This is a genomic window from Streptomyces sp. NPDC045967 (assembly GCF_056430495.1).
In genome coordinates this window covers 91,126-111,537 of sequence record NZ_JBWKLE010000001.1, presented here as the reverse complement: position 1 = coordinate 111,537, position 20,412 = coordinate 91,126, and the positions used below count along the sequence as shown (strand labels likewise).

Below are 20,412 nucleotides of genomic sequence, written 5' to 3'. Positions count from 1 at the left end.
GCCGCGCGCGGCGCCCCCGGGCTACTGCTCGCGCGCCCCTTCGTACATCTCGTCGATCAGGTGCTTGAACTCACGCTCGACGACCGGCCGCTTCAGCTTGAGGCTGGGCGTGAGGTCGCCGTGCTCGACGTCGAGGTCGCGCGGCAGGATCCGGAACTTCTTGACCGTCTGCCACCGCTGGAGGCCCTCGTTGAGGGTCTGCACGTACGTCTCGATCAGGCGGTTGGTCTCCGGCGCGGCCACCACCTCGGAGTAGGTCTTCCCCGACAGCCCGTTCTCGACGGCCCAGCCCAGGATCGACGGCTCGTCGAGCGCGATCAGGGCGGAGCAGAAGTTCCGGTCGGCGCCGTGCACGACGATCGACGACACGTACGGGCAGATCGCCTTGAACTGGCCCTCGATCTCGGCCGGGGCGACGTACTTGCCGCCCGAGGTCTTGATCAGGTCCTTCTTGCGGTCGGTGATGCGCAGGTAGCCGTCGGGCGAGAGCTCGCCGATGTCGCCCGTGTGCAGCCAGCCGTCGGACTCCAGCACCTCGGCGGTCTTCTCGGGCTGGCCGTGGTAGCCCTGCATGATGCCGGGGCCGCGCAGCAGGACCTCGCCGTCGTCGGCGATGCGGACCTCGGTGCCGGGGAGCGGCTTGCCGACGGTGCCGGTGCGGTAGGCCTCGCCCGGGTTGACGAAGGAGGCGGCACTGGACTCGGTCAGGCCGTAGCCCTCGAGGATGTGGATGCCGGCGCCGGAGAAGAAGTAGCCGATCTCGGGTGCCAGGGCGGAGGCGCCGGAGACGGCGGCGCGCAGGTTGCCGCCGAAGGCCTCGCGGAGCTTGGAGTAGACCAGCGCGTCGGCGATCTTGTGCTTGGTGGTGAGGCCGAAGGGGGCGGTCGCGTGGCCGGTGCGGCGGAAGTTGTCCTGGGTGACCTTGGCGTACTCGCGGGCCACGCCGGCCGCCCACTGGAAGATCTTGTACTTGGCCCCGCCGCCGGCCCGGGCCTTGGCGGCGACGCCGTTGTACACCTTCTCGAAGATGCGCGGGACGGCCGCCATGTAGGTCGGCTGCACGATCGGCAGGTTTTCGATGATCTTGTCGATCCGGCCGTCGACGGCGGTGACGTGGCCGACCTCGATCTGGCCGGAGGTCAGCACCTTGCCGAAGACGTGGGCCAGCGGCAGCCACAGGTACTGGACGTCGTCCTTGGTGATCAGGCCGGTGGCGACGGTGGCCTTGGCCATGTACGACCAGTTGTCGTGCGGCAGCCGGACGCCCTTGGGGCGGCCGGTGGTGCCGGAGGTGTAGATGAGGGTGGCGAGCTGGTCGGCGGTGATGGCCCCGATCCGCTCCTTGACCGCCTCGGGGTGCTTGGCCAGGTACTCCTTGCCGCGCGCCTCCAGATCGGCGAGCGAGAGCACCCAGCCCTCGGGGTCGCCGTCGGCGGCGACCGCGTCGGCGCCCTCCACGACCACGACGTGCGCGAGGTGGGGCAGCTCGGCGCGGCGCTCGCGCGCCTTGGCCAGCTGTGCGCCGTCCTCGGCGATGAGGAACCGGCTCTCGGAGTCCGCGAGGATGTACGCCGACTCCTCCGCGTTCGTGGTCGGGTAGATCGTGGTGACCGCGCCGCCGGCGCACATCACGCCGAGGTCGCCGAGGATCCACTCGACCCGGGTGTTCGAGGCGAGCGCGACCCGCTGCTCCGTCTCCAGGCCCAGGTCGATCAGGCCGGCGGCGATGGCGAAGACCCGCTCGGCCGCCTGCCCCCAGCTCAGCGACTTCCAGTCGTCGGGCCCCTGGCCGGCGGCCGCGGGCACCGGGTACCGGTACGCCTCCGCATGGGGCGTGGCGGCCACGCGCTCAAGGAAGAGGGCCGCCACCGTGGGCGGGCGGTTCTCGATCAAGGTCTGTGTGTCGCTCACGACATCCTCCGGACCGGACCACGCGGGCAGTGCGTGGGCGTGGGGCGCTTGGCGGGGCGCATCGGGACAGGCGGGGTTTGAGACGTAACCAGCAGGTGACTGGCGAGTAACCATCGAGCAGTGATCAGACTAGAGGCCGTCCGCCGCCTGCGTAAGGGCTCGCAAGCGGCCGCTTCATAACGAAAGAGGCCCCCGCGCCGGAGCGCGGGGGCCTGCTTCCGGGGCGGTCGCGGGCGCGGTTACTTCTTCTTGCCGCCGGACTCGTCACTGGAGAGGACGGCGATGAAGGCCTCCTGCGGGACCTCCACCGAGCCGACCATCTTCATCCGCTTCTTGCCCTCCTTCTGCTTCTCCAGCAGCTTCCGCTTACGGGAGATGTCACCGCCGTAGCACTTGGCGAGGACGTCCTTGCGGATGGCGCGGATCGTCTCGCGGGCGATGACGCGGGAGCCGATCGCGGCCTGGATCGGCACCTCGAAGGCCTGCCGCGGGATGAGCTCGCGCAGCTTGGCGACCAGGCGCACGCCGTAGGCGTAGGCCGCGTCCTTGTGGGTGACGGCGGAGAAGGCGTCGACCTTGTCGCCGTGCAGCAGGATGTCGACCTTGACCAGGCTGCCGGACTGCTCGCCCGTGGGCTCGTAGTCGAGGGAGGCGTAACCGCGCGTCTTGGACTTCAGCTGGTCGAAGAAGTCGAAGACGATCTCGGCGAGCGGGAGGGTGTAGCGGATCTCGACCCGGTCCTCGGAGAGGTAGTCCATGCCGAGGAGGGTGCCGCGGCGGGTCTGGCAGAGCTCCATGATCGCGCCGATGAACTCGCTGGGCGCGAGGATCGTGGCGCGCACGACCGGCTCGAACACGTCCGAGATCTTGCCCTCGGGGAACTCGCTCGGGTTGGTGACGCTGACTTCCTTGCCGTCCTCCAGGACCACCCGGTAGACGACGTTGGGCGCGGTCGCGATCAGGTCGAGGCCGAACTCGCGCTCCAGGCGCTCGCGGACCACGTCCAGGTGCAGCAGGCCGAGGAAGCCGACGCGGAAGCCGAAGCCGAGCGCCGCCGAGGTCTCCGGCTCGTAGACCAGCGCGGCGTCGTTGAGCTGGAGCTTGTCCAGGGCCTCGCGCAGGTCCGGGTACTCCGAGCCGTCGAGCGGGTAGAGCCCCGAGAAGACCATGGGCTTGGGGTCCTTGTAGCCGCCGAGCGCCTCGGTCGCGCCGTGGTGCAGGCTGGTGATGGTGTCACCGACCTTGGACTGGCGGACGTCCTTGACGCCGGTGATGATGTAGCCCACCTCGCCGACGCCGATGCCGTCGGCCGGGGTCATCTCGGGCGAGGAGACACCGATCTCCAGCAGCTCGTGGGTGGCGCCGGTGGACATCATCCGGATGCGTTCGCGCTTGTTGAGCTGGCCGTCGACCACACGGACGTAGGTGACCACACCGCGGTACGAGTCGTAGACCGAGTCGAAGATCATGGCGCGGGCCGGGGCGTCCTTGGGGCCGACCGGGGCCGGGACCGTGGCGACGATCTTGTCGAGCAGCGCGTCCACGCCGAGACCGGTCTTCGCCGAGACGCGCAGGACGTCCTCGGGCTGGCAGCCGACCAGGTTCGCGAGCTCCTCGGCGAACTTCTCCGGCTGGGCGGCCGGCAGGTCGATCTTGTTCAGGACGGGGACGATCGCGAGGTCCTTCTCCATCGCCAGGTACAGGTTGGCGAGGGTCTGCGCCTCGATGCCCTGGGCGGCGTCCACCAGCAGGACCGTGCCCTCGCACGCGGCGAGGGAGCGCGAGACCTCGTAGGTGAAGTCGACGTGCCCGGGGGTGTCGATCATGTTGAGGACGTGGGTGGTGCCCTGGCCCTCGCCCTCGGTCGGCGCCCAGGGCAGCCGGACCGCCTGGGACTTGATCGTGATGCCGCGCTCACGCTCGATGTCCATGCGGTCGAGGTACTGGGCACGCATCTGCCGCTGGTCGACCACCCCGGTGAGCTGGAGCATCCGGTCGGCAAGCGTCGACTTGCCGTGGTCGATGTGCGCGATGATGCAGAAGTTGCGGATCAGCGCCGGGTCGGTACGGCTCGGCTCGGGCACGTGGCTGGGGATGGCGGGCACGCAGTGTCCTGATTCTCGGGTCTCAGTCGGGGGCGTGATCGATCCTGGGCGGATCACTGGGATCTCTACGCTGACTCCCATGGTCCCATGGACCGGGCAGTGCGCTCGGTTTGGGCCGCCCCGAGCGCGCCTGGTAGCCTGGGCAGCTGTGTCTCGTATGCCCTCTCAGCTGTCGGGACACAATCCGAAGAACAAAACTCTGAACCTGAAAAGGCTCTTTCGTGGCGAACATCAAGTCCCAGATCAAGCGGAACAAGACGAACGAAAAGGCGCGCCTGCGCAACAAGGCCGTCAAGTCCTCGCTCAAGACCGCGATCCGCAAGGCCCGCGAGGCCGTCGTCGCCGGTGACGTCGAGAAGGCCACCGTGGCTTCCCGTGCCGCCGCGCGTGCGCTCGACAAGGCTGTCTCGAAGGGTGTCATCCACAAGAATGCCGCCGCCAACAAGAAGTCGGCGCTGGCCACCAAGGTTGCCTCCCTGCAGGGCTGAGCTCTCGATGTGAATCGCCGGTAGGGACCAAGCGGGCCCTCTCTTCCGCTCCTTCACCGGCACACCGCGCCGCACGCGGCCTGCGTTCGCCACGCGGGTGCGGCGCACACAAGCAGTGCGAGCAGTAACCGAAGGCCCCTGCCACCACCCTTCCCCAGGGCGGCGGCGGGGGCCTTCGCACGTCGTCGGCGGCGCTTCGTTCGTCGTCAGCGGCGCGGCGCACGGGCGGCGCGGGCCACGGCCACGACCGCCTTCTCCAGGGCGTACTCCGGATCGTCGCCGCCGCCCTTGACCCCCGCGTCGGCGGCGGCCACGGCGCGCAGGGCGTCCGCGACCCCGTCCGCCGACCAGCCGCGCATCTGCTGGCGGACCCGGTCGATCTTCCAGGGCGGCATCCCGAGGTCCCGCGCGAGGTCGCCGGGGCGGGCTCCCCGCGGGGCGGAGGCCAGCTTGCCGATCGCCCGCACGGCCTGGGCCAGGGCGCTGGTGATCAGCACGGGCGCCACCCCGGTGGACAGCGACCAGCGCAGGGCTTCGAGGGCCTCCGCCGCACGTCCTTCGACGGCGCGGTCGGCGACGGTGAAGCTGGAGGCCTCGGCACGGCCGGTGTAGTAGCGGCCGACCACGGCCTCGTCGATGGTGCCCTCGACGTCCGCGCACAGCTGCGCCGCCGCGCTCGCCAGTTCCCGCAGGTCGCTGCCGATCGCGTCGACCAGGCTCTGGCACGCCTCGGGAGTCGCCGACCGGCCCAGCGTGCGGAATTCACCCCGTACGAAGGACAGCCGGTCCGCCGGCTTCGTCATCTTGGGGCAGGCGATCTCCCGGGCCCCCGCCTTGCGGGCCGCGTCCAGCAGGCCCTTGCCCTTGACCCCGCCCGCGTGGAGGAGGACGAGGACGATCTCCTCGTAGGGCGCGTCGAGGTACGCCTTCACCTCCTTGACCGTGTCGGCGGACAGGTCCTGCGCGCCGCGCACGATCAGGACCTTGCGCTCGGAGAAGAGCGAGGGGCTCGTCAGCTCGGCCAGCGTGCCGGGCTGGAGCTGCTCGGAGGACAGGTCGCGGACGTCGGTGTCGGCGTCGGCGGCACGGGCTGCCGCCACCACCTCCCGCACGACGCGGTCGAGCAGCAGGTCCTCCTGCCCCACCGCGAGGGTGAGCGGGGCGAGCGGATCGTCGGTGGGGTTCTTCCTGGTGGCCATCGGCTCCAGCATCCCACGCCGCACTGACAGCCCCCGGCCCGGCGGCCCCCCTGACCCCGTGGGTGAGAATGATCGCGTGAACGTGCGACATGTACTCGTCCTGCCCGACCGCGACTCCGCCGAGGAGGTTGCCCGGGAGGCCGCGGACCGCTTCGGCCTCCCGGAGGAACCGCAGTTGGTGCGCGACGCCCTGGCCGGTGAGGACGACGCCGAGGACGCCCAGTGGCTGGTGGTCGTCGAGGACCCCCGGGACCTGCTCGACACCGCCGCGCTCGACGCCCTCGCCGCCGAGTACGAGGGCTGGCTGGAAGCCCCGTAGGACTCCGGCCGCGCTCAGGCCTTGTGGACGATCTGCACGTCCAGCTCCACTTTCACGCTCGAACCGATGGCCGCGATGCCGTGCGCCAGCACCGACTGCCAGTTCAGGGTGAAGTCCTCGCGGTGCAGTTCGGCCGTGGCCCGGCAGGCGGCGCGCGGCTCGCCCTGCAGGCCCGTGCCCACGCCCAGGTACTGGGTGTCCAGGGTGACCGAACGGCTCACCCCGTGAAGGGTGAGGGCCCCGGCGACGGCCCAGCGGCTGCCGCTGCGGTGGATGAACCGCTCGCTGTAGAACTCCACGGTCGGATGGCGGGCCGCGTCGAGGAAGTCCCCCGACCGCAGGTGGTCGTCCCGCAGCCGTACGCCGGTGTCGATGCTCGCCGCGTCGATGATCACGTGCATGGAGGAGTCCTCCATGCGGTCGGCTATCCGCACCGCTCCGGCGAAGGTGTTGAACCGGCCGACGATCCGGGCGAACCCGATGTGCCGGGCCGTGAACGCGATGGACGAGTGCGTCGGGTCGAGCTCCCAGTGCCCGGGTTGCGGCAGCAGCGGCGGCTCCACCGCGTCGAGGACGATCTCCGCGGTCCCGGGCTGGGCCGGGTCCCCCACGAGCGTCGCCCCGTGGAACGGCGCGTACCCCTCGGCGGTGACGGAGAGCCGGTACTCCCCCTCCGGCACCGTCACCGTGAAACCGCCGTACGGATCGGTCTCGCCCCGCACGATCCGCCGCCCGATCGGGTCGGTCACCTCGAACGCCGCCTGCCGGACCGGCTGGTGGACGGTGTCGAGGACCCGGCAGCTGAGCAGACCCGCCGCCGGTGGCAATGTCAGTGTCGCGGATGTGTGCGGGCCGGGACTTCCGACCGTCTCCATCCCCCGTCGGCGTCCGAACATGGCTGATGCACCCCCGTGCTGTGTGGACTTGGACTTGGACCGTTCTGGCGGAAACGCATTCGATCATGCTGTCGGGTCGGGGGCAAACAGAAGGGCCGCACGCGGCTCGGCCGTGTCGCCCCCGCCGCCTGCCGGCCGGAAACACGCGCAACCCGGGGCCCCCGCCGGACACCGCGACCGACCCGTCGGTGTCGGTCCGCAGGACGGCCGCCCCCGAGGCCCGCAGCCGGGCGAGCGTACCGGGTGCGGGGTGTCCGTAGCGATTGGCCGCACCCACGGGAATGACGGCGACCCTGGCCCTGATCCGCCCGTACAGCTCCGGGTCCTGGTGTGCGGAGCCGTGGTGCGCCACTTTCACCACATCGACCGGACCCAGCCGCGGATGCTCCCTCAGCAGGGCCTGCTGGGCGGGCGGTTCGAGGTCCCCGAGCAGCAGAAGGGTCAGCCCCGCGCCCCGGACCAGCAGGGCGACGCTCGCGTCGTTGGGCCCCTCGGGCGGCGGCCCGGACGCCGGCGGCCAGAGCACCTGCCACTCCAGCGGACCGGCCCGGCGCCGCTCCCCCGCCACCGCCCGCACCACGGGGACGCCCGCGGCGGCCGCCGACCGGTGGACCATCTGCGCCTGCCCGGCGGGCTCTTCCAGCGCCGTGGTCTGGATCACACCCACCGACCGGCCGCGCAGCACCCCGGACAGGCCCCCGACGTGGTCGGCGTGAAAGTGCGTCAGCAGCAGCATCGGCACCCGGTGCACGCCCAGGGCGCGCAGGCAGGCGTCGACCGGACCGGGATCCGGCCCGGCGTCCACCACCAGGGCTTCGCCCGGGCCGAGGGCGAGCACCGCCGCGTCCCCCTGCCCCACGGCGCACTGCACGTAGCTCCAGTCGGGCGGGGGCCAGCCGGTGAGCGTACGGGTGAGCTGCGGCGGCCTCAGCACCGCCAGGAGCAGCAGCACCGCCAGGGCGCAGCAGACCCACCGGTGCCTGCCGAACCGGGCTCCGAGCAGGACCAGGCCCACTGTCGCGGCGGCCAGCAGCAACCCGCCGGTGAGCCCGCCCGGCCAGGCCAGCTCCGCCCCCGGCAGCCGCGCGCCGGCCCGGGCCACGCCGGCGATCCACCCGGCGGGCACCCCCGCGCACCAGGCGAGCACCCGCGCGGCGTCCATCCACACCGGGGCCGCGGCGAGCGCCGCGAAGCCGAGGACCGTCGCCGGACCGGCCGCCAGCTCGGCCAGCAGGTTGCAGGGCACCCCCACCAGGCTGACCCGGGCCGAGAGCACCGCGACCACGGGCGCGCACACCGCCTGCGCGGCCGCGGCAGCGCCCAGCGCCCCCGCCGGCCCCGGCCGCATCCCGCGCCGCCGCAGGGCCACGCTCCACCGGGGCGCGAGGGTGAGCAGCGCGCCCGTGGCCAGGACGGACAGCAGGAACCCGTAACTGCGCGCCAGCCACGGGTCGTAGAGGACCAGCAGCAGTACGGCGGCGCCCAGGGCCGGGATCAGGGACCGGCGCCGACCGGTGGCGAGGGCCAGCAGCGTGACCGCCCCGCAGGCCGCGGCGCGCAGCACGCTCGGCTCCGGCCGGCACACCACCACGAACGCCAGGGTCAGAGCCGCCCCGCACAGGGCGGTGGCCCGCAGCGAGAGCCCCAGCCGGGGCGCCAGCCCGCGCCGCTCCGCCCGCTGCGCCCGGGCCGGGGGTCCGATGAGCAGGAACAGCACCACGGTCAGGTTGGACCCCGACACCGCCAGCAGGTGCAGCAGGTCGGTGGTCTTGAACGCCTCGTGCAGGTCCGGCGGCACCCTGGACGTGTCACCGACAACCAGCCCCGGCAGCAGGGCCCTGGCATCCGGCGCGAGCCCCTCGGTGGCCTCGCGCAGCCCCGCCCGCAGCCGCCCGGCGAAGCGCTGCGCGCGGTCCGGGCCACCGGTCACCGCGGGCGGGGCGTCCCCGGCCGGCCGCAGCAGGGCCACGGCCCGCTCGCCGTCCCCGGTCGGCGCCAACCGGGCGACGACCTCGACCCGGGTGGAGGGCAGCAACCGGGCCCATCCCGGGTGCCCGGCCAGCACCCGCGCCGGGGTCTCGACCCGGGTCCGCGCCCCGTCGGGCCCGGTCACGCCCGTCACCACCGCGTCCAGCACCACCACCGGCGGCCCGCTCCCCCGGCCGTTCCCGGCGATCCGCGGATCGGAGCCGACGGTGAGCTCCGCGAGGACCCGGGCATGCTCGCGGGCCAGTCCCGGCACCGGCCCCGCCCGAGCCTCGGCCCGCTGGAGCCCCGCCACACCGGCTCCCGCGCAGGCGCAGAGCAGGGCCACGGCCAGGGCGGGTGCGGTCCGCCACCGGGGCTCCGGCCTCCAGCGCCCGACCAGGAGCAGCATCCCCGCGCCGGCCGCGCCGGCTCCCGCTCCCGCGGCGGTCAGCCCCGCGGGGGCGTCCAGGGCAAGGGCGGCCGCCGCCCAGGCGGCGAGCGCCGGCGCGACCAGGCGCAGGTCCGCCGGCCGCGCACCCTCGGGGCGGCTCACGGCCGCACCAGCGTGCGCAGGTCGGCGAAGCGCCGTTCGCCGATGCCGTTGACCTGCCGGAGCTCCTCGACGGAGCGGAAACCCCCGCGGGCGGTGCGGAAGTCCACGATGTGCTGCGCCAGCACCGGCCCGACCCCCGGCAGCCCGTCCAGCTGCTCGACGGTCGCCGTGCCGAGGCTGAGCGGCCCCGGGCTCGGACCGCCACCGGCCGGCGGGGGTGGCGCCGGGGCTCCCACCAGGACCTGCTCGCCGTCCACCAGCACCCGGGCCCGATTCAGCCCGGAGGTGTCCGTACCGGGCCGCACACCCCCGGCGGCGGCCAGTGCGTCCTCGACCCGCGAGCCGGCCGGCAGCCTGCGCACGCCCGGCTCCCGGACCTTGCCGCCGATGTCGACGACGATCCGGGCCGCGCCCCCCGCGAGGGCCGGCGCCGTGGCCGACGCGGGCACCGCGGCCGGGGCGACCACCGCCGGCGCGGTCACCGGCCGGGGCCGGGCGGACCAGAACTGCTGGGCGGCGAAACCGACCGCCACGGCCAGCACCACCCCGACGGCTGCCACCGTGCGCGGCTCCACCCCGCAGCGGGCCTGGAACCACACCGGCAACCGCTCGCGCAGCGCGAGCCCCCGCGCCGCGGAGGAGGACAGCCCGGCCGCCTCCCCGACCGCGCCCCCGCTCCCCGCCTCGGGCGGCCCTGGCTCCGGCCCCGGCGCAAGCCCGGGGCCCGGCTCCGGTGCAGGCCCGGGACCTCCCTGGCCCGGCAGCCCGGGATCCACCTCGGGCGGAGGCCCTGGCTCCGGCCCCGGGGCGGGCCCCGGCGGGCTGCTGCCGCTCAGCAGGGCCTCGGCGCGGCGCCGCACGGCGGCCGGGTCGGCAGGCAGGGCGTGGTGGCCTCGGCGGACACCGGGGCCGCGGCGGTGCCGCAGACGGCCGTCGGAGAGACGGTTCCGGCCCGGGCCGCTCGTGGCGCCCGACGGAAGTGGAGTACGCGTTCGAAGAGTCATGCCACGACGGTAGGGGCGCATCCCTCCGCCCGTTCGGAGCCCTCAATTCCGGTGGACAACCGCCCCGTTGTGGACAACGCCGCCACTCGTTCCGGTGAAGGAGGCGCTCACCGCCACCGCATCCGCCACCACCGCGCCCCGCCGGACCCGGCCGCCGCCATCGCTCAGCGCGGCGAGACCACCGCCGCCAGCAGCCCCGGCCCGGTGTGCGCGCCGATCACCGCCCCCACCTCGCTGACGTGCAGTTCGACCAGCCCCGGAATGCGCTCGCGCAGCCGTCGCGCGAGCTTCTCGGCCCGTTCCGGCGCCGCCAGGTGGTGCACCGCGACATCGACGCTGCCCGCTCCCGCGCGGTCCACGGCCAACTCCTCCAGGCGCGCGATGGCCTTGGAGGCCGTGCGCACCTTCTCCAGCATCTCGATCCGGCCCCCCTCCAGGGTGAGCAGCGGCTTGACGGCCAGCGCCGAGCCGAGGAGCGCCTGGGCGGCACCGATCCGCCCGCCGCGGCGCAGGTAGTCGAGGGTGTCGACGTAGAAGTAGGCGGACATGTCCGCCGCCCGCTTCTCCGCGGCGGCCACCGCGTCGTCGACGGAACCGCCCGCCTCGGCCGTCTCGGCGGCGGCGAGGGCGCAGAAACCCAGCGCCATGGCGACCATGCCGGTGTCCACGACCCGGACCGGCACCGGCGCGGTCCGCGCGGCGACCACCGCCGCGTCGTAGGTGCCGGAGAACTCGGCGGACAGGTGCAGGCTCACGATGCCGGTCGCACCGGCGTCCGCGGCCCCCTGGTAGGCCCGGGTGAACTCCTCCGGGCTGGGCCTCGAGGTGGTGACGGAGCGGCGCTTCTGCAGGGCCAGGGCGAGGCTGCGCGCCGAGATCTCGGTGCCCTCCTCCAGGGCCTCGCCGCCGAGTACCACGGTGAGCGGGACGGAGCTGATTCCGTGCCGCGCCATGGCCGGTGGGGGCAGGTAGGCCGTGGAATCGGTGACGATGGCGACATGGCGGGACATGAGCCGGAGGTTACCGCCAGTGGAGACCGCGCGGCAGCCCGGTCCCATGGGCAGGGCCTCAGCAGTCCCCCACCGACAGCCGTCGGCGGACGCTCGACAGGACCATCGACCGACCTCGGCACGGCCTCGCCGACCCCTCAGCGGAGCCAACACGCCGGCACGACGACGAGCAGAGCGTACGCGGTCACCCGCCCCGGGTCAGGTCGTGTTCTCCGGCCGACGCGTCTTCTGCCACGGGTACTCGTGCGCGGGAGCCGCCGGACTCAGAGCCGCCGGTCCCTGCCCGTTCCCAGACCCCTGACCGTTCCCGGACCCCTGACCGCTTCCCTGGCCCTGAGCCTGACCCTGGGCCTGCCCCTGCGCCGCACTCCGCGCACCCGACGCGTGGGGCCCGGCCTCCTGCGCCGCGTCCCAGGCCGCGGCCGCCGCCGCCAGGTCGTCCACCGGCTCCCGCGACCAGTCGCGCAGCGCCCCGGACTCCATCTCGATCTGCGTCGACAGCGTGGACAGCTCGTCCTCCGCGAAGCGCCGGGCCCGGTCCCGGGCCGCCCAGCGCAGCGAGTCCGCGGACCCGACGATCCTGGCGGTGCGCTCCCGCAGCTCCGGAAGGAGCTCGCCGGTGCGCTGCCGGTCCGGTTCCTGCTCCAGCCGCTTCAGCTCGGCGTCCAGTTCCCGGCCGTGCGCGCTCAGCCGCTGGAACAGGCCGAGGGACTCCTTCAGCGAGGCGTCCACCCGGGCGCCCTCGGACAGCGCCTGCTCCGTGGCCCGCATCGACGTCCGCAGGTCGAGGCGCAGCTGCGCCAGAGCCCCCGCCACGCCCACCTGGCCGAAGCTCTTGGCCCTCAGCGCGGTGTCCTCCACCGTGCGCCGCGCCTGGACGACCGTGCGCTCCACGCCCCGCTTGGCCGCACCCACCGCCTTGACCGTGAGATACGCGCCGAGGCCGACGAAAGCCAGCAGCATCAGCGCGAAGATGATCAACGCGGCCTCCATGGTGGCCCCTTTCCCCGGGCTCGGCTGTTCCTCTCCACCGTAAACGCCGCGGGCAGGCCGGGGGTTCCCTTCGAACCCCCAACCTGCCCGTACGGGATCTCCCCCATGGGGAGCCGGCGCCGTCAGACGACGATGTTCACCAGCTTCGGCGCACGCACGATGACCTTGCGGATCTCCGCACCGCCCAGGGCCGCGACCACGGCCTCGTCGCCGACCGCCAGCCGCTCCAGCTCCGCCTCCGAGATCGTCGGCGGCACCTCCAGGCGGGCCTTGACCTTGCCCTTGACCTGCACCACGCAGGTCACGGTCTCGTCCACGACGTACGCCGGGTCCGCGACGGGGAAGTCCTGGTGGACCACCGAATCGGTGTGGCCCAGCCGGTGCCAGAGCTCCTCGGCGATGTGCGGGGCCAGCGGGGCCACCAGCCGCACCAGGGCCTCGGCGACGGACCGCTCGAGCGGCCGCCCCGCCTTGGTCAGGGTGTTGTTCAGCTCGGTGATCTTCGCGATGGCGGTGTTGAAGCGCAGGGCGGCCATGTCGGCGCCGGCTCCGTCGATCGCCTTGTGCAGGGCGCGCAGCGTGTCCTCGCCCGGCTCCCCGTCCACGACGGTGACCCGGCCGGTCTCCTCGTCGACGATGTTGCGCCACAGGCGCTGCAGCAGGCGGTACTGGCCCACCACGGCCCGGGTGTCCCACGGACGCGAGACGTCCAGCGGACCCATCGCCATCTCGTACAGGCGCAGCGTGTCCGCGCCGTACTCCTCGCAGATCTCGTCCGGGGTGACGGCGTTCTTCAGGGACTTGCCCATCTTGCCGTGCTCGCGCCTGACCTGCTTGCCGTCGTGGAAGTACGCGCCGTCCCGCTCCTCGACCTCGGCCGCCGGAACGTACACACCGCGCTCGTCGGTGTAGGCGTACGCCTGGATCATGCCCTGGTTGAACAGCTTGTGGAACGGCTCCGCCGACGAGACGTGACCCAGGTCGAACAGCACCTTCGACCAGAAGCGCGCGTACAGCAGGTGCAGCACCGCGTGTTCGGCGCCGCCCACGTACAGGTCGACACCGCCGTGCGGAGCGCCCTCGCGCGGACCCATCCAGTACCGCTCGATCTCGGGGTCGACCAGCGCCGAGGCGTTGTTCGGGTCCAGGTAGCGCAGCTCGTACCAGCAGGAACCGGCCCAGTTGGGCATGGTGTTGGTCTCACGGCGGAAGGAGCGGACACCGCGCCCGTCGCCCAGGTCCAGCTCGACGTTGACCCAGGCCGCGTTGCGGGAGAGCGGGGTCTCCGGCTGGGAGGTCGCGTCGTCCGGCTCGAAGGTGCGCGGCGAGTAGTCCTCGACCTCCGGCAGCTCCAGCGGCAGCATCGACTCGGGCAGCGGATACGCGACGCCGTCCTCGTCGTAGACGATCGGGAAGGGCTCGCCCCAGTAGCGCTGACGGCTGAACAGCCAGTCGCGCAGGCGGAAGTTGACGGTGCCCTGGCCGATGCCGCGCGACTCCAGCCACGCGGTGATCGCGGCCTTGGCCTCGGGGACGTCCAGCCCGTCCAGGGAGACGCCCTCGCCCACGGAGTCGATCAGTACGGCGTCGTGCGCCACGAACGCGTCGTCCCACTGGGCCGGGTCGGTGCCGCGCCCGTCGGTCGGGGCGACGACGCAGCGCATCGGCAGCTCGAAGGCGCGCGCGAACTCGAAGTCGCGGCTGTCGTGCGCCGGGACGGCCATGATCGCGCCGGTGCCGTAGCCCATCAGCACGTAGTCGGCGATGAAGACGGGGACCTTCTCGCCGCTGACCGGGTTGACCGCGTACTCCCCGGTGAAGACACCGGTCTTGTCCTTGGCCTCGGCCTGCCGCTCGACGTCGGACTTCGAGGCGGCCTGCTTGCGGTAGGCGGCGACGGCCTCGGCCGGGGTGGCGTGGCCGCCGGTCCACACGTCGTGGGTGCCCTCGGGCCAGGCGGCCGGGACGAACTTCTCCACCAGCGGGTGCTCGGGCGCCAGCACCATGTAGGTGGCGCCGAACAGGGTGTCCGGACGGGTGGTGAAGACGGTGATCGCCTCGTCGCCCAGCGGGAAGTCGACGCGCGCGCCCTCGCTGCGGCCGATCCAGTTCCGCTGCTGCAGCTTGATGGCCTCGGGCCAGTCCAGCGCGTCCAGGTCGTCCAGCAGCCGGTCCGCGTAGGCGGTGATGCGCATGTTCCACTGGCTCAGCTTGGCCTTGAAGACGGGGAAGTTGCCGCGCTCGGAGCGGCCGTCCGCGGTGACCTCCTCATTGGCCAGTACGGTGCCGAGCCCCGGGCACCAGTTGACGGGCGCGTCGGAGGCGTAGGCCAGCCGGTACCCGTTCAGGACGTCGGCGCGCTCGGCCGCATCCAGCCCGGCCCACGCCCGGCCGCCGGGAACCTCGCGGGAGCCGCTCTCGAAGTCCGCGACCAGCTCGGCGATGGGGCGGGCCTTGCGGGCGTCCGCGTCGTACCAGGAGTTGTAGATCTGCAGGAAGATCCACTGGGTCCACTTGTAGTAGTCCGGGTCGATCGTCGCGAAGGACCGGCGCTTGTCGTGGCCCAGGCCCAGGCGGCGCAGCTGGACCTTCATGTTCTCGATGTTCGCCTCGGTCGACACGCGCGGGTGCGTGCCGGTCTGCACGGCGTACTGCTCGGCCGGCAGGCCGAAGGCGTCGAAGCCCAGGGTGTGCAGGACGTTGTGCCCGGTCATCCGCTGGTGGCGGGCGAAGACGTCGGTGGCGATGTACCCGAGGGGGTGGCCGACGTGCAGCCCCGCGCCGGACGGGTACGGGAACATGTCCATGATGAACTTCTTGGGCCGCGCGACCACGGCCGGGTCGCCGGCCAGGTCACCGGTCGGGTTCGGGGCCTCGTAGGTGCCCTGCGCGTCCCAGGCGTCCTGCCAGCGTGCCTCGATGTCGGCGGCCATGGCAGCCGTGTAACGGTGCCCCTCGGCCGCCTCGGGGGCCGGGGTGTTCGTCTCGCTCATGATTTCTACAAGCTCCATCGATCGTCTCTGCCGTCTCTGCCTGCCCAAACGAAAAAACCCCTCGCACAGGAGGGGGCGCCGCGCCGATGCCGACCGTCTCGCAGGTCGGTACTGATCAGCGCGGCTCGGTAAGCAGAAGGCGTACGGCACGCATGGCGTCAGAGTACCGCAGCGGTCGCAACCGCCGCCCGGTCCGTCCGCGCTCCGGCGGGCCGGACGCCGCGCCGGCAGCGGGTTGCCGAGCGGCTCGGGCACCGTCCCGCAGGCCGCCACACCCGGCCGCGGCGGCCGTCGGCAGCACGAGAAGCGGGCCACCCGATCCGGGTGGCCCGCTTCTTCACTGTGGAGCTAAGGAGAATTGAACTCCTGACCTCCTGCATGCCATGCAGGCGCTCTACCAACTGAGCTATAGCCCCTTGTCCTGCTTGCCGCGGGCTTCCGTTTCCGGCTCTCCCTGGCGACGTCCCAAACATTACACGGTCATGGCCCGGGTCCAAAAATCGGTTTCCGTCGACCGCAGGCCATGCCCGATTTGACCTATTCCGTCACGCTCTCGCGAACTGGTAGAACCTCTTGAGCGTGCAGTGCTCGTCGAGCAGCCGGCCGTAGATCGGCTCCCCCTCGAGCTCCCGGTACGTCTCGATCGGGTCGCCCTTTATGATCAGCGCCCGCGCGCATTCCTCGCACCAGTACTGGTAGTCGGGGTTGACCGGTTCCATGTCCCGCACGATCGGCGTGCCGTTGTTGCACCAGTCGCACCGCCGCCGGTGTGCACCCATCCGTCAGCGACTCCCTCCCGCATCGGGCCGTCGTCTCCCCCTCCGGCCGTCCGATTCTGTCATGCCGGTACCGGCCGGGTCAGCAATCGCAAAGGGTACAAAAGCAAGGATCCCGCCCCCTGTTAGGGGACGGGATCCTGATTGTGGAGCTAAGGAGAATTGAACTCCTGACCTCCTGCATGCCATGCAGGCGCTCTACCAACTGAGCTATAGCCCCGCTCTCCGCCGCGCTCCCCCCGTCTCCGGCGTTCCGCGCTGCGAACAAGAAGAACTCTAGCCTGGGACCAGCCGGAAAGTGAAATCCGGCTGCGGGCCCCGGGGGAAGCGGCGCGGAGCCGCTCAGTCGTCGTCGCCGAGCACCGGCTCCGGCAGCGTGCCGGCGTTGTGCTCCAGCAGGCGCCAGCCGCGCGCGCCCTCGCCGAGGACGGACCAGCAGCAGTTGGAGAGCCCGCCCAGGCCCTCCCAGTAGAACGACTCCAGGCCCAGCAGGCGGCCGATGGTCGTACGGATGGTGCCGCCGTGGCTGACGACCACGAGGGTGCCGCCTTCCGGCAGCCGCCCGGCGTGCTCGAGCACCACCGGCGCGGCGCGGTCCGCGACCTCGGTCTCCAGCTCACCGCCGCCGCGGCGGACGGGCTCCCCGCGCTTCCACGCCGCGTACTGCTCGCCGTACTTGCCGAGGATCTCGTCGTGCGTGAGGCCCTGCCACTCACCGGCGTACGTCTCGCGCAACGCCGTGTCGTGCGTGACGGGCAGTCCCGTGACAGACGCCAGCTCGGCGGCGGTGGCCGAGGCGCGCCGCAGGTCGGAGGCGACGATGGCGTCCGGCTTCAGCGAGGCGAGCAGTCGGGCGGAGCGGCGCGCCTGCGCCACGCCCGCCTCGGTCAGCTCGATGTCCGTGGAGCCCTGGAAGCGGCGCTCCAGGTTCCACGAGGTCTGGCCGTGCCGCCAGAGGACGATCTTCCTGCCGGTCCTGCCCGAAGTGCTCGCGCTCAGAACAGATCACCGTCCAGCTCGTCGTCGCCGGCCGCCTCGCGCAGCTTGGCGTGCTCCTCGGCCTTGCCGATGGTGAGCTTGGCGTCCTCGGGGAGCTCGATCTCGGGGCAGTCCTTCCACAGGCGCTCCAGCGCGTAGAAGACCCGCTCCTCGCTGTGCTGGACGTGGACGACGATGTCGACGTAGTCCAGCAGGATCCAGCGGGCGTCGCGGTCGCCCTCGCGGCGCACCGGCTTGGCGCCGAGCTCCTTGAGCAGGCGCTCCTCGATCTCGTCCACGATCGACTTGACCTGGCGGTCGTTGGGCGCGGAGGCGAGGAGGAAGGCGTCGGTGATCGACAGCACGTCGCTGACGTCGTACGCGATGATGTCGTGCGCGAGCCGGTCGGCCGCGGCCTGGGCGGCGGCGGTGATGAGCTCGATGGAGCGGTCCGTGGCGGTCACTGGCCATGCTTTCGGGTTGGCGGGCAGATCCTTACAAGGGTCTCATGTACCGCCGACACCGCCCGCGCGGAACGTTCCGCGCGGGCGAACCCGCCTGTCAGAGCCTGGCGAGGCACGGGTCAGGACGCCTTGTAGTCCTTGCCCAGGACCACCACGACATCCGCGTTCACGGCGTTCTCGGCCTTCTTCACGACCGTCTCGGGCAGCCCCAGCGTCTTGGCCACCTCGATCGCCCGGTCCCTCTGCGCGTCGTCCTGGTAGGTGATCTGCGAGGCCGCCGCGGTCCTGTCCGCCTTGCCGCCGTCCACGAAGTCGTAGCCGCCGTTCAGCAGCGCCGCCTTGGCCGCGACCTGCGTCCTGTCGTCGCCCGTGGCGTCCTTGAGCCCCACGCGCGGGGCGGCCCCCGGCTGCGCCGCCGCGACCGAGCCGCCGAGGACCTCCTTGACGACCTTCTGCGTGGCCTCGTCCGTCAGGCCGCCGTCGGCCTTCACGGCGAGGACGTCGGTGCGGTAGGCGCCCACCTTGGCGTGCGCGCCGAGCCGTGACAGCAGGGCGCCGAGCGTCTGCGCGTTCAGGGCGGGGTCGAGGATCTGGCCCATGCTCTCGACCGTCACCGCGGCCGCCTTCGGGTCGCCGGGGACCTTGCGCAGGACCGCGTGCAGCACCTTGCCCAGCCGCTCCAGCTGCCTGGCCTCCGGTTCGCCCTGGCCCCGGTGCATGGCGTAGGCGACGGCCATCGGGCCGCTCAGGCTCTGCTTCGGGCCCTGGCCGACCGCCGGGGCCTTGGCCGCGTCGTCGGCGGGGACGGCCGTGTCGGTGTCGACCTCGATGCCGCCGACCAGCTCGACCAGGTTCTCCAGGAAGGGGGTGTCCAGCCGCCAGGTACCGCCGATGTGCGTCCCGAGCACGGAGTCGAGCGCCTCGCGGGTGCCGGTTCCGCCCTCCACGGCCTTGCCGAGGCCGGTGGCCGTCCCGTCGGCGCCGGGGACGCCGAGGGTGTTGGGCAGCAGGACGGTCGCGCCCTGCTCGGCGGTGACGTTGTCGACGAGCAGCGCCGAGGAGGTGCCGCCCTTCTTGGTGTTGTGCACGTGGACGACGATCATGTCGCGCTTCTGCGGCCCGGCGGGGGCACTCGCGGCGCCGCCCTTCGCGCCGGGGCCGTCGAGGAAGGGCAGCTTCCCCGCGTACCAGAGGTAGCCGAGGCCCGCGACGACGAACAGCGCGAGGACGACGACCAGCGCCACGACCCGGTTGCGGCCGCGGCGGCGGGCCTCCTCGCGGCGCTCGGTGCGGCTCTCGGTGAACTTGAGCCAGTCGATGACGTCCTCGGAGTCCTCGTCCGGCTGGTCGATGAAGGCGAACATCTCCGTGCGGTAGTCCCGCCCGGCCTGCGGCTCGTCGTCGGACCTGCGCGGCTCGGGGACCTGCCGGCTCCGCTGCGGCTCGGGCCCGGGATCGGCTTCCGGCCGGTACGGGGCTTCGGGGGCCGCCTGCTGGGGGATCCACTGCTGGGCCTGCTGGGCCTGCTGCTGCGTGTCGTACCCGTAGCCCGGGGTCTGCTGGGCGTGGCCCTGCGCCGGGTCGGCGTAGTACTGCTGCGGGGGCCGGCGGTCGTAGTCCTGCGCCGGGTACGCGTAGCCGTACTGCTGCTGGTCGTAGTCCTGCGCGTACTCCTGCGCGTACTCCTGGGCGGGCGGGGCGGGCTGCTGCGCGGGCGCCTGGCCGTACACCGGCCGGCCGTACGCGTCGTAGCCGAGGAGCTGCTGCTCGTGGCCCGCGGGCGGGTCGTAGCGGCCGTACTGGTCCTGTCGGTCGTTCACCGCGGGGCCCCTCTCTTCCGGAAAGCTCAGGCTCCCCGGTACAGCTCACGCTTGTCGATGTAGCGCACCACGCCGTCCGGCACCAGGTACCACACCGGGTCCCCTTCGGCGACCCGCGCGCGGCAGTCCGTCGAGGAGATGGCCAGCGCCGGCACCTCGACCAGGGAGACCCCGCCCTCGGGCAGTCCGTCGTCGGTGAGGACGTGGCCGGGCCGGGTGACCCCGATGAAGTGGGCGAGGGAGAACAGCTCCGCGGCGTTGCGCCAGGTCAGGATCTGGGCGAGCGCGTCGGCACCGGTGATGAAGAACAGGTCGGCGTCGTCGTTCAGCGCCTTGAGGTCCCGCAGGGTGTCGATCGTGTATGTCGCCCCGCCGCGGTCGATGTCGATGCGGCTCACCGAGAACTGCGGGTTCGACGCGGTGGCGATGACCGTCATCAGGTAGCGGTCCTCGGCGGGCGAGACCGCTCGCTGGGACTTCTGCCAGGGCTGGCCCGTCGGTACGAACACCACCTCGTCGAGGTGGAACAGCGCGGCCACCTCGCTGGCGGCCACCAGGTGCCCGTGGTGGATCGGGTCGAATGTGCCGCCCATCACCCCGAGCCGGCGCTTGACCGGGCCGGTAGGCGTCTCCTGCTCTCCCATGAGCGCAGAGCCTACTGGCCCGGACGGCCCGGCGGTCCAGCGGTCGGCGCGGACCTCAGCGGTCGCGGTTCAGGCGCGTGGTGACCCAGAGCATGAGCAGCAGGATGACGAGCGCGCCGCCGCCGGTCAGGTAGGGGTTGAGACTGTCGTGGTTGCCGCCGTGCTGCCCGGCCCCCTCCGAGGCGAGGACGACCAGGTTGTGGGCGGTGGAGGAGAGGCTCATCAGGCAGGTACCTATCGAGTCGGGGAGCGGGCGGAGACTTCGCTCACATCGTATGCGGGGGCCTGGGG

The 20,412-nt window shown here is 72.6% G+C and carries 16 protein-coding genes, 2 tRNA genes and 1 pseudogene; 2 read left to right on the top strand and 17 right to left on the bottom strand.

The features are described from left to right. Positions 1 to 21: 21 nt before the first annotated feature. Positions 22 to 1,911, bottom strand: coding sequence for an AMP-dependent synthetase/ligase (locus AC07FY_RS00505; RefSeq protein ID WP_478998670.1), 1,890 nt, complete (start codon positions 1,909 to 1,911; stop codon positions 22 to 24). Between the two features lie 239 nt (positions 1,912 to 2,150). Continuing rightward, the gene (lepA, locus tag AC07FY_RS00500) at positions 2,151 to 4,016 is read right to left on the bottom strand and encodes a translation elongation factor 4 (protein ID WP_478998669.1); all 1,866 of its coding nucleotides are present in this window, start codon (positions 4,014 to 4,016) and stop codon (positions 2,151 to 2,153) included. 221 nt (positions 4,017 to 4,237) lie between these two features. Between lepA and rpsT the strand changes: the two genes are divergently transcribed. After that, positions 4,238 to 4,504 (top strand): 30S ribosomal protein S20, encoded by a 267-nt coding sequence (gene rpsT, locus AC07FY_RS00495; protein ID WP_030384651.1) that lies wholly within the window; start codon positions 4,238 to 4,240, stop codon positions 4,502 to 4,504. Between the two features lie 206 nt (positions 4,505 to 4,710). On the opposite strand, the gene holA is transcribed toward rpsT, so the two are convergent. Continuing rightward, complete coding sequence (holA, locus tag AC07FY_RS00490) at positions 4,711 to 5,703, bottom strand: DNA polymerase III subunit delta (protein ID WP_478998667.1); 993 nt, start codon at positions 5,701 to 5,703, stop codon at positions 4,711 to 4,713. A 76-nt stretch (positions 5,704 to 5,779) separates the two neighbouring features. On the opposite strand from holA, the gene AC07FY_RS00485 reads away from it, so the two are divergent. Then, positions 5,780 to 6,022, top strand: coding sequence for a hypothetical protein (locus AC07FY_RS00485; protein WP_478998665.1), 243 nt, complete (start codon positions 5,780 to 5,782; stop codon positions 6,020 to 6,022). 14 nt (positions 6,023 to 6,036) lie between these two features. Here AC07FY_RS00485 and AC07FY_RS00480 read toward each other — a convergent pair whose 3' ends face one another. The 14 genes and pseudogenes from AC07FY_RS00480 to AC07FY_RS00415 all read right to left on the bottom strand — a co-directional run bounded on the left by AC07FY_RS00480 (position 6,037) and on the right by AC07FY_RS00415 (position 20,344). Next, positions 6,037 to 6,918, bottom strand: a complete 882-nt coding sequence (locus AC07FY_RS00480) for a YceI family protein (RefSeq protein ID WP_478998663.1) — start codon at positions 6,916 to 6,918, stop codon at positions 6,037 to 6,039. Between the two features lie 142 nt (positions 6,919 to 7,060). Further along, positions 7,061 to 9,439, bottom strand: a pseudogene (locus AC07FY_RS00475) (ComEC/Rec2 family competence protein); the annotation flags it as partial. Then, the gene (locus tag AC07FY_RS00470) at positions 9,436 to 10,443 is read right to left on the bottom strand and encodes a ComEA family DNA-binding protein (protein WP_478998662.1); all 1,008 of its coding nucleotides are present in this window, start codon (positions 10,441 to 10,443) and stop codon (positions 9,436 to 9,438) included. The pseudogene AC07FY_RS00475 and the gene AC07FY_RS00470, both read right to left, overlap by 4 nt. A gap of 164 nt (positions 10,444 to 10,607) precedes the next feature. Then, positions 10,608 to 11,453, bottom strand: coding sequence for a DegV family protein (locus AC07FY_RS00465; RefSeq protein ID WP_478998660.1), 846 nt, complete (start codon positions 11,451 to 11,453; stop codon positions 10,608 to 10,610). 198 nt (positions 11,454 to 11,651) lie between these two features. Beyond that, on the bottom strand, positions 11,652 to 12,446 hold the full coding sequence (locus tag AC07FY_RS00460) for a hypothetical protein (protein WP_478998658.1): 795 nt from the start codon (positions 12,444 to 12,446) through the stop codon (positions 11,652 to 11,654). Between the two features lie 122 nt (positions 12,447 to 12,568). Further along, positions 12,569 to 15,439 (bottom strand): leucine--tRNA ligase, encoded by a 2,871-nt coding sequence (gene leuS, locus AC07FY_RS00455; protein WP_478998656.1) that lies wholly within the window; start codon positions 15,437 to 15,439, stop codon positions 12,569 to 12,571. A gap of 343 nt (positions 15,440 to 15,782) precedes the next feature. Next, a tRNA-Ala gene (locus tag AC07FY_RS00450) sits at positions 15,783 to 15,855 on the bottom strand. A 129-nt stretch (positions 15,856 to 15,984) separates the two neighbouring features. Further along, positions 15,985 to 16,218, bottom strand: coding sequence for a hypothetical protein (locus AC07FY_RS00445; protein ID WP_007264019.1), 234 nt, complete (start codon positions 16,216 to 16,218; stop codon positions 15,985 to 15,987). Positions 16,219 to 16,362: 144 nt separating this feature from the next. Further along, positions 16,363 to 16,435, bottom strand: a tRNA-Ala gene (locus AC07FY_RS00440). Between the two features lie 122 nt (positions 16,436 to 16,557). After that, positions 16,558 to 17,214, bottom strand: a complete 657-nt coding sequence (locus AC07FY_RS00435) for a histidine phosphatase family protein (protein ID WP_478999794.1) — start codon at positions 17,212 to 17,214, stop codon at positions 16,558 to 16,560. After that, positions 17,211 to 17,657 carry a ribosome silencing factor gene (gene rsfS, locus AC07FY_RS00430; RefSeq protein WP_030008628.1) on the bottom strand — a complete coding sequence of 149 codons (447 nt, stop codon included), beginning with the start codon at positions 17,655 to 17,657 and terminating at the stop codon, positions 17,211 to 17,213. Before rsfS ends, AC07FY_RS00435 begins: the two co-directional genes overlap by 4 nt. A 119-nt stretch (positions 17,658 to 17,776) precedes the next feature. Then, positions 17,777 to 19,477 (bottom strand): LCP family protein, encoded by a 1,701-nt coding sequence (locus AC07FY_RS00425; RefSeq protein ID WP_478998653.1) that lies wholly within the window; start codon positions 19,475 to 19,477, stop codon positions 17,777 to 17,779. A gap of 26 nt (positions 19,478 to 19,503) precedes the next feature. Then, positions 19,504 to 20,121, bottom strand: a complete 618-nt coding sequence (nadD, locus tag AC07FY_RS00420; protein ID WP_478998651.1) for a nicotinate-nucleotide adenylyltransferase — start codon at positions 20,119 to 20,121, stop codon at positions 19,504 to 19,506. 55 nt (positions 20,122 to 20,176) lie between these two features. After that, entirely contained in the window at positions 20,177 to 20,344 is a 168-nt protein-coding gene (locus tag AC07FY_RS00415; RefSeq protein ID WP_167739571.1) for a hypothetical protein, read from the bottom strand. Positions 20,345 to 20,412: the final 68 nt, after the last annotated feature.